11 protein-coding genes and 1 pseudogene are annotated in these 14,069 nt (G+C 51.6%); 11 read left to right on the forward strand and 1 reads right to left on the reverse strand.

Features of this window, described 5'->3' with window-relative positions; genetic code table 11:
- Window positions 1–20: 20 nt before the first annotated feature.
- The 4 genes from atpD (at window position 21) to glmS (ending at window position 5,550) form a co-directional block, all read left to right on the forward strand.
- Complete coding sequence (atpD, locus tag AC5JPW_RS00120) at window positions 21–1,403, forward strand: F0F1 ATP synthase subunit beta (RefSeq protein ID WP_437888184.1); 1,383 nt, start codon at window positions 21–23, stop codon at window positions 1,401–1,403.
- 20 nt (window positions 1,404–1,423) lie between these two features.
- Window positions 1,424–1,843: a F0F1 ATP synthase subunit epsilon gene (locus tag AC5JPW_RS00125; RefSeq protein ID WP_004107274.1), complete on the forward strand. Its 420-nt coding sequence runs from the start codon at window positions 1,424–1,426 to the stop codon at window positions 1,841–1,843.
- Window positions 1,844–2,155: 312 nt separating this feature from the next.
- Window positions 2,156–3,526 (forward strand): bifunctional UDP-N-acetylglucosamine diphosphorylase/glucosamine-1-phosphate N-acetyltransferase GlmU, encoded by a 1,371-nt coding sequence (gene glmU, locus AC5JPW_RS00130; protein WP_494237610.1) that lies wholly within the window; start codon window positions 2,156–2,158, stop codon window positions 3,524–3,526.
- A 194-nt stretch (window positions 3,527–3,720) separates the two neighbouring features.
- On the forward strand, window positions 3,721–5,550 hold the full coding sequence (glmS, locus tag AC5JPW_RS00135; RefSeq protein WP_494237611.1) for a glutamine--fructose-6-phosphate transaminase (isomerizing): 1,830 nt from the start codon (window positions 3,721–3,723) through the stop codon (window positions 5,548–5,550).
- A 33-nt stretch (window positions 5,551–5,583) separates the two neighbouring features.
- On the opposite strand, the gene AC5JPW_RS00140 is transcribed toward glmS, so the two are convergent.
- The gene (locus tag AC5JPW_RS00140) at window positions 5,584–5,931 is read right to left on the reverse strand and encodes a hypothetical protein (protein ID WP_494237612.1); all 348 of its coding nucleotides are present in this window, start codon (window positions 5,929–5,931) and stop codon (window positions 5,584–5,586) included.
- A 330-nt stretch (window positions 5,932–6,261) separates the two neighbouring features.
- Here AC5JPW_RS00140 and pstS point away from each other — a divergent pair, with 330 nt between their 5' ends.
- The 7 genes and pseudogenes from pstS to AC5JPW_RS00175 all read left to right on the forward strand — a co-directional run bounded on the left by pstS (window position 6,262) and on the right by AC5JPW_RS00175 (window position 14,049).
- A complete protein-coding gene (gene pstS / locus AC5JPW_RS00145) occupies window positions 6,262–7,302 on the forward strand; it encodes a phosphate ABC transporter substrate-binding protein PstS (protein ID WP_494237613.1) in 1,041 nt (346 codons plus the stop codon).
- Between the two features lie 139 nt (window positions 7,303–7,441).
- The gene (gene pstC / locus AC5JPW_RS00150) at window positions 7,442–8,401 is read left to right on the forward strand and encodes a phosphate ABC transporter permease PstC (RefSeq protein ID WP_494237614.1); all 960 of its coding nucleotides are present in this window, start codon (window positions 7,442–7,444) and stop codon (window positions 8,399–8,401) included.
- A complete protein-coding gene (pstA, locus tag AC5JPW_RS00155) occupies window positions 8,401–9,288 on the forward strand; it encodes a phosphate ABC transporter permease PstA (protein WP_494237615.1) in 888 nt (295 codons plus the stop codon). Before pstC ends, pstA begins: the two co-directional genes overlap by 1 nt.
- A 45-nt stretch (window positions 9,289–9,333) precedes the next feature.
- A complete protein-coding gene (gene pstB, locus AC5JPW_RS00160; protein WP_131413014.1) occupies window positions 9,334–10,107 on the forward strand; it encodes a phosphate ABC transporter ATP-binding protein PstB in 774 nt (257 codons plus the stop codon).
- Window positions 10,108–10,120: 13 nt separating this feature from the next.
- The gene (gene phoU / locus AC5JPW_RS00165; RefSeq protein ID WP_494237616.1) at window positions 10,121–10,846 is read left to right on the forward strand and encodes a phosphate signaling complex protein PhoU; all 726 of its coding nucleotides are present in this window, start codon (window positions 10,121–10,123) and stop codon (window positions 10,844–10,846) included.
- 457 nt (window positions 10,847–11,303) lie between these two features.
- Window positions 11,304–12,815 (forward strand): annotated as a pseudogene (locus AC5JPW_RS00170) (carbohydrate porin); the annotation flags it as partial.
- Window positions 12,816–12,870: 55 nt separating this feature from the next.
- Entirely contained in the window at window positions 12,871–14,049 is a 1,179-nt protein-coding gene (locus AC5JPW_RS00175; RefSeq protein WP_494237617.1) for an esterase, read from the forward strand.
- Window positions 14,050–14,069 lie beyond the last annotated feature (20 nt).

Below are 14,069 nucleotides of genomic sequence, written 5' to 3' on the forward strand. Positions count from 1 at the left end.
TAATTCGTAGAGGATTCAAGATGGCTACTGGAAAAATTGTCCAGGTAATCGGCGCCGTGGTTGACGTCGAATTCCCTCAGGATGCCGTACCGCGCGTGTACGATGCTCTTGAGGTAAACAATGGTAACGAGAGCCTGGTGCTGGAAGTTCAGCAGCAGCTCGGTGGTGGTATCGTGCGTACCATCGCCATGGGTTCTTCCGACGGTCTGCGTCGTGGTCTGGAAGTTAAAGACCTCGAACACCCGATCGAAGTCCCGGTAGGTAAAGCAACCCTGGGTCGTATCATGAACGTCCTGGGTCAGCCGATCGATATGAAAGGCGACATCGGTGAAGAAGACCGTTGGGCTATTCACCGTGCAGCACCGTCCTATGAAGAGCTGTCCAGCTCTCAGGAACTGCTGGAAACCGGTATTAAAGTTATCGACCTGATGTGTCCGTTCGCGAAGGGCGGTAAAGTCGGTCTGTTCGGTGGTGCGGGTGTAGGTAAAACCGTAAACATGATGGAGCTGATCCGTAACATCGCGATCGAGCACTCCGGTTACTCTGTGTTTGCGGGCGTAGGTGAGCGTACTCGTGAGGGTAACGACTTCTACCACGAAATGACCGACTCCAACGTACTGGACAAAGTATCCCTGGTTTACGGCCAGATGAACGAGCCACCGGGAAACCGTCTGCGCGTTGCACTGACCGGCCTGACCATGGCAGAGAAATTCCGTGACGAAGGTCGTGACGTACTGCTGTTCGTCGATAACATCTACCGTTACACCTTGGCCGGTACTGAAGTATCTGCACTGCTGGGTCGTATGCCTTCAGCGGTAGGTTACCAGCCGACGCTGGCGGAAGAGATGGGCGTTCTGCAGGAACGTATCACTTCCACCAAAACCGGTTCTATCACCTCCGTTCAGGCAGTATACGTACCTGCGGATGACTTGACTGACCCATCACCAGCCACCACCTTTGCTCACTTAGATGCAACCGTGGTACTGAGCCGTCAGATCGCGTCTCTGGGTATCTACCCGGCCGTTGACCCGCTGGACTCCACCAGCCGTCAGTTGGATCCTCTGGTTGTTGGTCAGGAACACTACGACACCGCGCGTGGCGTACAGTCCCTGCTGCAACGTTACCAGGAACTGAAAGACATCATCGCCATCCTGGGTATGGATGAACTGTCTGAAGAAGATAAACTGGTGGTAGCGCGTGCTCGTAAGATCCAGCGCTTCCTGTCCCAGCCGTTCTTCGTGGCAGAAGTATTTACCGGTTCTCCGGGCAAATACGTCTCCCTGAAAGACACCATCCGTGGCTTTAAAGGCATCATGGAAGGCGAATACGATCACCTGCCAGAGCAGGCGTTCTACATGGTCGGTTCTATCGACGAAGCCGTGGAAAAAGCCAAAAAACTTTAACGCCTTAATCGGAGGGTGATATGGCAATGACTTACCACCTGGACGTCGTCAGCGCAGAGAAACAAATGTTCTCTGGTCTGGTCGAGAAAATCCAGGTAACGGGAAGCGAAGGTGAACTGGGTATTTACCCGGGTCACGCACCGCTGCTCACCGCCATTAAGCCTGGTATGATTCGCATCGTTAAACAGCACGGTCATGAAGAGTTTATCTATCTGTCCGGCGGCATTCTTGAAGTGCAGCCTGGCAGCACGACCGTTCTGGCTGATACCGCAATTCGCGGCCAGGATCTCGACGAAGCGCGAGCTCTGGAAGCTAAACGTAAGGCTGAAGAGCACATCAAGAGCTCTCACGGTGACGTGGATTACGCTCAGGCGTCTGCGGAACTGGCCAAAGCGATCGCTAAACTGCGCGTTATCGAGTTGACCAAAAAAGCGATGTAACACCGGCTTAAAGTCAAAAAGCCAGTCTGATTATCAGGCTGGCTTTTTTTATGGCTGTCATCCAGACATTCGCCATGCTTCTTTATTCAGGACTAAAAAAAATAATAAAAACAGGATGCTGCCGTCTATTCCTGCATATTGCTCCCTGCATTATCCGACAAATATCCGTGTAATAGCCGATAATATGCCCTAAATTACTTTTCAAAGCGGTGGGTTGAGCATTTCATCCGCAGCCCAATTCGCATCGAAAAAAATGTAGAAGTTTCAACGTGAAACAGTAAAAATTCCACTCAAATTACAGTCAGGACGCGTATGTTGAACACGAAAATGAGTGTGGTGATCCTTGCCGCGGGCAAAGGCACACGCATGTATTCCGATCTGCCGAAGGTGCTGCATACCCTTGCCGGGAAAGCGATGGTTCAGCATGTGATTGATGTGGCTAACAATCTTGGGGCGAGCAACGTGCACCTGGTCTATGGTCACGGCGGCGATCTGTTAAAACAAACACTGTCTGACGACAAACTCAACTGGGTTTTACAGGCCGAGCAGCTCGGTACCGGGCATGCCATGCAGCAGGCCGCGCCCTTCTTCACTGATGATGAAGATATTCTGATGCTTTACGGCGATGTACCGCTGATTTCAGCCGAAACGCTGACGCGCCTGCGTAATGCCAAACCGCAAAATGGTATTGGCCTGCTCACGGTTAAGCTCGACGACCCTACCGGCTATGGTCGTATCACGCGTGAAAATGGCAATGTGAGTGGCATTGTTGAGCAGAAAGATGCCAGCGAAGAGCAGCTCAACATTCAGGAAATCAACACCGGCATTCTTATCGCCAACGGTGGGGATTTAAAACGCTGGTTGAGCAAACTCACCAATAATAATGCACAAGGTGAATACTACATCACCGATATTATCGCCCTTGCTTACCAGGAAGGCCATGAAATCGCTGCCGTTCATCCTGAGCGTCTGAGCGAAGTTGAAGGTGTGAACAATCGTCTGCAGCTTTCTCGCCTTGAGCGCGTCTATCTCACTGAGCGGGCCGATAAACTCCTGTTGGCTGGTGTGATGCTGCGCGATCCCGCGCGTTTTGACTTGCGTGGCGTATTGGTTCACGGTCGTGATGTCGAAATCGACGTTAACGTGATCCTCGAAGGCCAGGTCACCCTCGGTCATCGCGTTAAAATCGGCGCGGGATGTGTTATCAAAAACAGCGTCATCGGTGACGATTGTGAAATCAGCCCCTACAGTGTTGTAGAGGATGCAACGCTTGATGCGGCTTGCACCATTGGCCCCTTCGCGCGTTTGCGCCCGGGTGCTGAACTGCTGGAAGGTGCCCATGTCGGTAACTTCGTTGAGATCAAAAAAGCGCGGTTGGGCAAGGGCTCAAAAGCAGGGCATCTGAGCTACCTTGGTGATGCTGAAATTGGTGATAACGTCAATATCGGTGCAGGCACCATCACCTGTAATTACGACGGTGCAAACAAACACAAAACCCTTATTGGTGATGATGTGTTTGTCGGTTCAGACACCCAACTGATTGCACCGGTTAGCGTCGGCAATGGCGCTACGATCGCCGCTGGCACGACGGTAACGCGTAATGTGGCTGAGAATGAACTGGTGCTTACTCGGGTGCCGCAGGTGCATAAAGCGGGCTGGCGTCGTCCGGTGAAGAAGAAGTAGCGAACAGTATTCGTTTGCCTGATGGCGGTTATGTCTTATCAGGCAAATCAGGGATGAGGGGATAACATAATCCCCCGCCCACTGGCAGTATCATAAAAATAACCCCACTCTCTACAAGGCTCGGGGCGCCTGGAAACAGGCATACAGGTTGACCGACAACGCATGGCGTAAAGCCAAAATCGGAATCAAAAAATATGTGTGGAATTGTTGGCGCTATCGCGCAGCGTGATGTTGCAGAAATCCTTCTCGAAGGTTTACGTCGTCTGGAATACAGGGGTTACGACTCCGCCGGTCTGGCCGTGGTTGATGCAGAAGGTCATATGACCCGCCTGCGCCGCCTTGGTAAGGTACAGGTATTGGCCCAGGCTGCGGAAGAACACCCTTTGCACGGTGGAACAGGTATTGCGCACACGCGCTGGGCGACACACGGTGAGCCCTCAGAAGGCAATGCTCACCCGCATGTATCTGACCACATCGTGGTAGTACACAACGGCATTATTGAAAACCACGAACCGCTGCGTGAAGAGTTGAAAGCACGTGGATATACCTTCGTCTCAGAAACTGATACCGAAGTGATTGCTCACCTGGTGCACTGGGAGCTGGAACAGGGCGGTTCGCTGCGTGATGCAGTACTGCGTACTATTCCGCAACTGCGTGGTGCATACGGTACGGTCATCATGGATTCCCGTGACCCGAGCACCTTGCTGGCCGCGCGTTCCGGCAGCCCAATGGTTATCGGTCTGGGCATGGGCGAGAACTTTATCGCCTCTGACCAACTGGCGTTGCTGCCGGTGACTCGTCGATTTATTTACCTTGAAGAAGGTGATATTGCCGAAGTTACCCGCCGCTCCGTCTCCATCTTTGATAAATCTGGCGCAGGTGTGAAACGCCAGGAAATTGAATCCAACTTGCAGTACGACGCGGGCGACAAAGGTGCTTACCGCCACTACATGCAAAAAGAGATTTACGAGCAGCCGAACGCGATTAAAAACACGCTGACCGGGCGTATCAGCCACGGTGAAGTGGATTTAAGCGAGCTGGGCGCCCATGCCAATGAGCTGCTAAGCAAAGTCGAACACATCCAGATTATTGCCTGTGGGACCTCCTACAACTCCGGTATGGTGTCCCGTTACTGGTTCGAATCCCTGGCTGGTGTTCCCTGCGATGTGGAAATTGCATCTGAATTCCGTTACCGCAAATCAGCCGTGCGTCGGAACAGTCTGATGATCACCCTTTCACAGTCTGGCGAAACGGCAGATACCCTGGCGGGTCTACGTCTGTCAAAAGAGCTGGGGTATCTGGGTTCTCTGGCGATATGCAACGTGCCGGGTTCTTCTCTGGTGCGCGAATCTGATCTCGCCATTATGACCAATGCTGGCACTGAGATTGGCGTGGCTTCCACCAAGGCGTTTACTACTCAGTTAACGGTGCTGTTGATGCTGGTGGCGAAACTGGCTCATCTGAAAGGTCTGGATGCCTCTGTAGAACACGAGATTGTTCATGGCCTGCAGACGCTGCCGAGCCGTATTGAACAAATGCTGTCGCAGGACAAACGCATCGCGCAACTGGCCGAAGATTTCTCTGACAAGCATCACGCGCTGTTCCTCGGTCGTGGCGATCAGTACCCGATCGCGCTGGAAGGCGCGCTGAAGCTAAAAGAGATTTCTTACATCCACGCTGAGGCTTATGCGGCAGGCGAGCTGAAACATGGCCCGCTGGCGCTGATTGATGATGACATGCCGGTTATCGTGATTGCGCCGAACAATGAACTGCTGGAAAAACTGAAGTCCAATATTGAAGAGGTGCGCGCGCGCGGTGGCGTGTTGTATGTCTTTGCTGATAAGGATGCCGGTTTTGCCAGCAGCGACAATATGCACATCATTGAGATGCCGCACGTAGACGAAGTGATTGCGCCGATTTTCTACACCGTGCCGCTGCAGTTACTGGCGTATCACGTTGCATTGATTAAAGGCACAGACGTGGATCAGCCGCGAAACCTCGCGAAATCCGTGACCGTCGAGTAAATCTCCAGACGCCCCGCTAGCCGGGGCGTTTGTCTATTTCAGGCTGTTCAGCTTACTCTCAAGCGAGCTAACTTTGCGCTCCATAGCGTCAATTTTGCTATTCAGGTCCTGGTTGCTTCTTTCAAGAGTTTTCACTGAATCTTTCAAAGATTTGTTCTCATCTTTTAGGCGGGAGACCGCATCTCGGGTTGCAATTAAATCTCTCACCGAAATATTGGGATCAGCCTCTAAACGTATTTCATGTGATGCATTTCGTCCGCTACTGCTCACTATGCCTTGATCATGGAAACTTTCCCAGATGACTTTCCCATCAGCATGACCGTCAGTAGCGGGAATAAGAACCAACAAACCAAAGGCAAAAGCAGAATTTTTGAACATCATGTCCTCCTGGTTAGCCAAAAAAGATATGTTAAACAAAGAGATTAACATCTTGAATAAATGAAAATTAATCAATTTTTTTCGAATTTACTAATGATGTAATCGAGATTTTGATCTACTTTTTTATTGTCACAAAAGTAAAATCTGATTGAAAACTAACCGTCATCAAAATTAGCATCCCCATGATGCTTCAAGAATTTTTACGCGAATTTCGACTTTAGTGGCCATTGTCATCAAACAGTAACAATCCTTGCATATAACTGTCATCAAAGTGTCCTATTTTGCTCATCGTAGCCACTAAACAACGATTTACGATTCCTAGCAGGAGACATTATGAACGTTATGCGTACCACTGTCGCAACTGTTGTCGCCGCGACCTTTTCTCTGAGTGCTTTTGCAGTAAACGCCGCTGCAAGTCTGACGGGTGCGGGTGCAACTTTCCCTGCGCCGGTGTATGCCAAATGGGCTGATACTTACCAGAAAGAAAACGGTAGCAAAGTAAACTACCAGGGTATCGGTTCTTCTGGTGGCGTAAAACAGATCATTGCTAACACCGTTGATTTCGGTGCTTCTGATGCTCCTCTGGCTGACGACAAACTGGCTCAGGAAGGCCTGTTCCAGTTCCCTACCGTTATCGGTGGTGTTGTTCTGGCAGTGAACCTGGAAGGTTTCAAATCTGGCGAGCTGGTGCTGGATGGTAAAACGCTGGGTGATATCTACCTGGGCAAAATCAAAAAATGGGATGACGCGGCAATTGCTAAGCTGAACCCAGGCAAAAAACTGCCTTCTCAGAACATCGCTGTCGTGCGTCGTGCTGATGGTTCCGGTACTTCCTTCGTGTTCACCAGCTACCTGGCTAAAGTGAACGAAGAGTGGAAATCCTCTATCGGTGCTGGCTCTACTGTTAACTGGCCGACCGGTCTGGGCGGTAAAGGTAACGACGGTATCGCTGCATTCGTACAGCGTCTGCCGGGCTCCATTGGTTATGTTGAATATGCTTACGCTAAGCAGAACAACCTGACCTACACCAAACTGCTGTCTGCTGATGGCAAGCCGGTGTCTCCGACCGAAGCAAGCTTCTCCAACTCGACTAAAAACATCGACTGGAGCAAATCCTTCGCTCAGGACCTGACCAACCAGAAAGGTGCAGATGTGTGGCCAATTACGTCCACCACCTTCATCCTGGTGCACAAAGAGCAGAAAAACCCAGAGCAGGGTGCTGAAGTTCTGAAATTCTTCGACTGGGCTTACAAAAACGGTGGCAAACAAGCTAACGAACTGGATTACGCAACTCTGCCTGAGAGCGTGATTGCACAGGTTCGTGCAGCATGGAAAACCAACGTGAAAGACAGCAGCGGTAAAGCGCTGTACTAAGCAAAGTTTCTAACGATGGCGGGTAAGTTTCTCTCTTATCTGCCCTACCAAATCCGGTAACATGTTGTTTTTTGTAGGCCCGGTCAGTGTTCACACTACCGGGCGTCGTTCAAATAGTGTCTAACGTAAAGAGTAACTTATGGCTGCAACCAAGCCGGCTTTTAGCCCACCGGGCAAAAAAGGTGACATGATTTTCAGCGCGCTGGTAAGACTGGCTGCGCTGATTGTGCTATTGCTGCTCGGCGGCATTATCGTGTCTCTGATTTTCTCCTCCTGGCCGAGTATCCAGAAATTTGGTTTCTCCTTCCTTTGGACTAAAGAGTGGGATGCACCGAACGAAATTTTTGGTGCGCTGGTGCCGATTTACGGCACGCTGGTCACCTCATTTATCGCTCTGCTGGTCGCTGTCCCGGTCAGTTTCGGTATCGCCCTGTTTCTGACGGAACTCGCTCCAGGCTGGCTTAAGCGCCCATTAGGGATCGCGATTGAGCTGCTGGCAGCCATCCCCAGTATTGTGTATGGCATGTGGGGTCTGTTCATTTTTGCACCGCTGTTTGCGAAGTATTTCCAGGAACCGGTTGGCAATGTGATGGCCGCCATTCCTTTTGTTGGCGCGCTGTTCTCCGGTCCGGCTTTCGGTATCGGGATTCTGGCCGCAGGCGTTATCCTCGCCATTATGATTATTCCTTACATCGCTGCGGTTATGCGCGATGTGTTCGAACAAACCCCGGTGATGATGAAAGAGTCTGCCTACGGCATTGGCTGCACCACCTGGGAAGTTATCTGGCGTATCGTTCTGCCGTTTACCAAAAACGGTGTGATTGGTGGTGTGATGCTGGGTCTGGGCCGTGCACTGGGTGAAACCATGGCGGTGACCTTTATCATCGGTAACACCTACCAGCTCGACAGCGCTTCTCTGTTTATGCCGGGTAACAGTATTACCTCCGCACTGGCGAATGAGTTCGCGGAAGCGGAATCCGGACTGCATGTTGCCGCACTGATGGAACTGGGCCTGATCCTGTTCGTTATTACCTTCATCGTGTTGGCTATTTCTAAAGTGATGATCATGCGTCTGGCGAAAAACGAGGGGGCACGCTAATGGCTACGCTTGAAATGCAGGCCACCGCAGAGCTGGCTGAATCCCGTCGCAAGATGCAGGCAAAACGCCGTGCTAAAAACCGTCTGGCCTTAACACTCTCTATGGCGACCATGGCATTCGGTCTGTTCTGGCTTATCTGGATCCTGATGTCGACCGTGACCCGCGGTATTGATGGAATGTCGCTCGCACTGTTCACTGAGATGACGCCGCCGCCGAACACGGCAGGTGGTGGTCTGGCGAATGCGCTGGCAGGCAGTGGATTACTGATCTTCTGGGCAACTGCAGTGGGTACGCCGCTCGGCATCATGGCCGGGATTTACCTGGCTGAATACGGCCGTAAATCGTGGCTGGCTGAAGTGATTCGCTTCATTAACGATATCCTGCTGTCTGCCCCATCTATCGTTGTGGGCCTGTTCGTCTACACCATTGTGGTGATGCAGATGCAGCACTTCTCTGGCTGGGCGGGTGTGATAGCGCTGGCGCTACTGCAGGTGCCAATCGTTATTCGTACGACCGAGAACATGCTGAAACTGGTGCCGGATAGCCTGCGTGAAGCGGCTTATGCACTGGGTACACCGAAATGGAAAATGATCTCTGCGATTACGCTTAAAGCCTCTGTTTCCGGCATCCTGACCGGGGTTCTGCTGGCCGTTGCGCGTATTGCTGGTGAAACGGCACCGTTGCTGTTTACGGCGCTGTCGAACCAGTTCTGGAGCACCGACATGATGCAGCCTATCGCGAACCTGCCGGTAACCATCTTTAAATTCGCCATGAGTCCATTTGCTGAGTGGCAACAGTTGGCCTGGGCCGGTGTGTTGCTGATTACTCTGTGTGTGCTGTTGCTGAACGTCCTGGCGCGTGTGGTTTTCGCGAACAAGAAACACTAATTTTTGCGGCACGGCGTAAGCGGTGCTGATTGAGGAAAGAGACAAATGAGTATGGTTGAGACAACGCCGGACAAAATTCAGGTTCGTGATTTGAACTTCTATTACGGTAAATTCCATGCCCTGAAAAACATCAGCCTGGATATTGCCAAAAATCAGGTCACGGCTTTCATCGGGCCTTCAGGCTGCGGTAAATCCACCCTGCTGCGTACGTTCAACAAAATGTTCGAACTGTACCCGGAACAGCGTGCAGAAGGTGAAATTCTGCTGGATGGGGACAACATCCTCACCAATACTCAGGATATCGCCCTGTTGCGTGCGAAAGTTGGCATGGTCTTCCAGAAACCGACCCCGTTCCCGATGTCGATTTATGACAACATCGCCTTTGGCGTGCGTCTGTTTGAAAAGCTTTCTCGTCCTGATATGGATGAGCGCGTGCAGTGGGCATTGACCAAGGCCGCATTATGGAATGAAACCAAGGATAAATTACACCAGAGTGGTTACTCTCTCTCTGGTGGTCAGCAGCAGCGTCTGTGCATTGCGCGTGGTATCGCCATTCGCCCGGAAGTGTTGTTGCTGGATGAGCCTTGTTCTGCACTGGATCCGATCTCAACCGGTCGTATTGAAGAGCTGATCACTGAGCTTAAGCAGGATTACACCGTCGTGATTGTTACCCACAACATGCAGCAGGCTGCGCGTTGCTCCGATCACACAGCGTTTATGTACCTCGGCGAGTTGATTGAGTTCAGTAATACTGATGATCTGTTCACGAAGCCGAAGAAGAAACAAACCGAAGATTATATTACTGGCCGCTACGGTTGATTTGGAGTGCATCATGGACAACCTCAATCTTAATAAACACATTTCTGGCCAGTTTAACGCTGAGCTGGAAAGTATCCGCACTCAGGTCATGACCATGGGTGGCATGGTGGAGCAGCAACTTTCTGACGCTATCACCGCCATGCACAACCAGGACAGTGAACTGGCGCAGCGCGTAGTTGAAGGTGATAAACAGGTCAATATGATGGAAGTTGCCATCGATGAAGCCTGTGTACGCATCATTGCGAAGCGTCAGCCGACCGCCAGCGACCTGCGCCTGGTGATGGCGATTATCAAGACCATCGCTGAACTGGAACGTATTGGTGATGTGGCTGACAAAATCTGCCGCACGGCGCTGGAGAAGTTCTCTTCTCAGCACCAGCCACTGCTGGTGAGCCTGGAGTCTCTGGGTCGCCATACCGTTCAGATGCTGCATGATGTGCTGGATGCGTTTGCTCGCATGGATATCGACGAAGCGGTACGTATTTATCGCGAAGACAAGAAAGTGGATCAGGAATATGAAGGCATCGTGCGTCAGCTGATGACCTACATGATGGAAGATCCGCGCACGATTCCAAGCGTGCTGACCGCGCTGTTCTGCGCACGCTCTATCGAGCGTATTGGTGACCGCTGCCAGAACATTTGCGAATACATCTTCTACTTCGTGAAAGGCCAGGACTTCCGTCATGTAGGCGGCGATGAACTGGATAAATTACTCGCCGGAAGCGATCCGAAAGAGTAATGCTTTATCTCTGCTTTCTCCCAACGCCAGCGTCTGCTGGCGTTTCTCTTTCTGGCTGATGCGTTTTTTGTGAATGCGTTACTGCGCTAAAAATTCGCGGTCAATCACACTTTATTCTTTTGCTCATTGCTGGTGGATTAAAAATCGCTATGTTGTGGGCTGAAACTGGATTGCTACCGCGTTGCGGGCTAAACCTGACATCTCCCTAACGGAGGTGCCAGGTTTTTTTGTTTTTGGGGCATGGAAAAGTGCTCTACCGCATTGCGATATCCAGTACAGGATTGTTACTGCTTTAGACAGGCAAAACCTGAACTTACGCACGTATTACTACGGGCGGGTTCAGGTTTTTTTTTATTCAAAAAATGGTTGGATGGAAACCATGAAAAAAACAATACCCTTAATTCTGGCGTCATCATTTTTATACTCAGTCACACCGGCTCTGGCCGCAACAGAAAACCTGACCATTGAACAGCGCCTGGCGGCACTGGAAAAAGACCTCAGCGAAACCAAAAAGGAATTACAGCGCTACAAGGACGATGAGAAAAACAAGCAGGCGCTTTATTACTCTCAGCCGGTAGCCACGGCAGCTAAAACCCCGGCTGCGGCACCTGCTGCTGTTCTGGTACAGGCCGCTCCGGCAGCGGGTGCTCAGCCTGCGAAAGCAGATGCCGTGACGTCGATGTCGATGAAAGATCTCAGTGCGTTCGTCAAAGACGAGATTGGCTTTAGTTACAACGGTTATTTCCGTTCAGGCTGGGGCGCTTCCACCAATGGCTCGCCAAAAGCATGGGCTATCGGATCGCTGGGGCGTTTTGGTAATGAGTACACCAGCTGGTTTGATTTGCAGCTCTCTCAGCGTGTCTACAATGAAAATGGCAAAACGGCGAAGGCTGTGGTGATGCTGGACGGTAACGTCGGTCAGTCTTATGCATCGGGCTGGTTTGGTGACAACAGCAGCAACGATAATCTCCTGCAATTTTCCGATATCTACCTGACCACCACCGGGTTCCTGCCGTTTGCGCCTGAGGCTGAACTGTGGGTCGGTAAACATCAGTTGCCTAAGCACGAAGTGCAGATGCTTGACTGGAAAACCCTCCCTACCGATAACGCGGGCGGTGTCGGGATCGAAAATATGGCGCTGGGTAGCGGCAAGTTGGATATTGCCCTGCTGCGTGCCGATATTGACCAGTACGATCGTACGCTCAGCCACTCGCAGCAACTCAACACCAACACCGTGGATGTGCGTTATAAAGCGATTCCGCTATGGAATAACGCTGAGTTGATGGTGAATGGTCGTTATGCGATGGGGAACTCCACTGACGAGCAGAAAGATAACGTTAACGACAACGGGTATTACAAATGGAAAGATACCTGGATGTTTGGTACCGCGCTGACTCAGAAACTCAATAACGGCGGCTTTAACGAGTTCAGCTTCCTGATGGCGAACAACTCACTGGCGAGCAGCTTCTCCCGCTACACCGACTCCAGTCCGAATACAGCCTTTAATGGTCGTTACTATGGCGATCACACCAACGGTACCGCGATTCGCCTGGTCTCTCAGGGGGAAACCTATCTGACTGACAACGTGATTGTGGCTAACGCGCTGGTGTATTCACGCGGTGAAGATATCTACAGCTACGAAACCGGCGCACACAGCGACTTTACCAGCTACCGTGCGGTGATTCGCCCGTCTTACATCTGGGATAAATACAACCAGACTGGCGTAGAACTGGCGTATTTCAATCAGGAGAACAAAGATCAACTGGGCGTGAAATACAAAGAATCCGGCTATAAAACGACGCTTTACCATGCGTTCAAGGTCAACACCAGTTTGCTGACTTCTCGTCCGGAAATTCGTTTTTATGGGACGTACATCCACGCATTAAACAACGAACTGGATAACTTTAGCTTTGCTGATGAGAAAAACGATCAGTTTGCCGCCGGTGTTCAGGCTGAGGTCTGGTGGTAATCGTCCGGGGATTAATGGGTGTGTTTGAACGGAAAAACAACACGAAGGATAAGATATGAAACGACAACTTGCCTGCCTGACCCTCGCGGTGACTGCACTGTTGGGCGGTACGACGGTACCAGCGCTGGCTGCACCGTTCCCGGTTACGCCGGATATGTCCGTTCCGGTGAGCCAGTACGTCACTCAGGTTAACGTGGACAAAAGCATCACGTATCGCCTGTTCGCGCCGGGTGCCAAACGGGTCTCGGTCATTACGGGGTCCACGCCGGATAGCTTCGTCTCCCATGACATGACCAAAGATGAAAAGGGTGTCTGGTCCTGGAAGAGTGAAAGCCTGAAACCGAATTTGTACGAATACTATTTCGATGTGGATGGGTTCCGGTCGGTGGACACGGGAAGCCGTTTCCAGAAACCGCAGCGTCAGGTGAATACCAGCCTGATTCTGGTGCCGGGGAGTATTCTGGACGATCGCGCTGTTCCGCACGGCGATTTGTTGACGGTGACCTATCACTCGAAAGAGCTGCGTGCTGAGCGTCGTGTCTATATCTGGACGCCACCGGGCTATGACGGTAAAGGAGAGCCACTGCCGGTGCTCTATTTCTACCATGGCTTTGGTGATACCGGACTTTCGGCTATCGATCAGGGGCGTCTGCCGCAGATCATGGATAACCTGTTGGCAGAAGGCAAAATCAAGCCGATGCTGGTGGTGGTGCCGGATACGGAAACCGACATCGTGCAGGCAATTGCGGAAAATTATCCGCCGAAAGAGCGCCGCAAAACGTTCTATCCGCTTAACGCGAAAGCCGCTGATCGTGAGCTCATGCACGACATTATCCCGATGGTCGACGGACGCTTTAACGTGCGTAAGGACGCAGACGGACGGGCGCTGGCCGGGTTGTCGCAAGGCGGTTATCAGGCGCTGGTCTCAGGGATGAATCATCTGGACAGTTTTGGCTGGCTGGCGACCTTCAGCGGCGTGACGACCACGACGGTGCCGGATGCAGGTGTCGCTGCTCAACTTAACCAACCGCAAGCCATCAATGCCCGGCTCCACAACTTTACGGTGGTAGTGGGTGAGAAGGACTCGGTGACCGGCAATGACATTGCAGGTCTCAAGGCTGAGCTGGAAAAACAGGGAATCAGGTTCGACTACAAGATGTACCCGGGCCTGAACCATGAAATGGACGTCTGGCGTCCGGCCTACGCTGAGTTTGTACAGAAGTTGTTTAAGTAAGGTGTTACGCCTCTCTCTTC

This window comes from Phytobacter sp. (assembly GCF_059074235.1).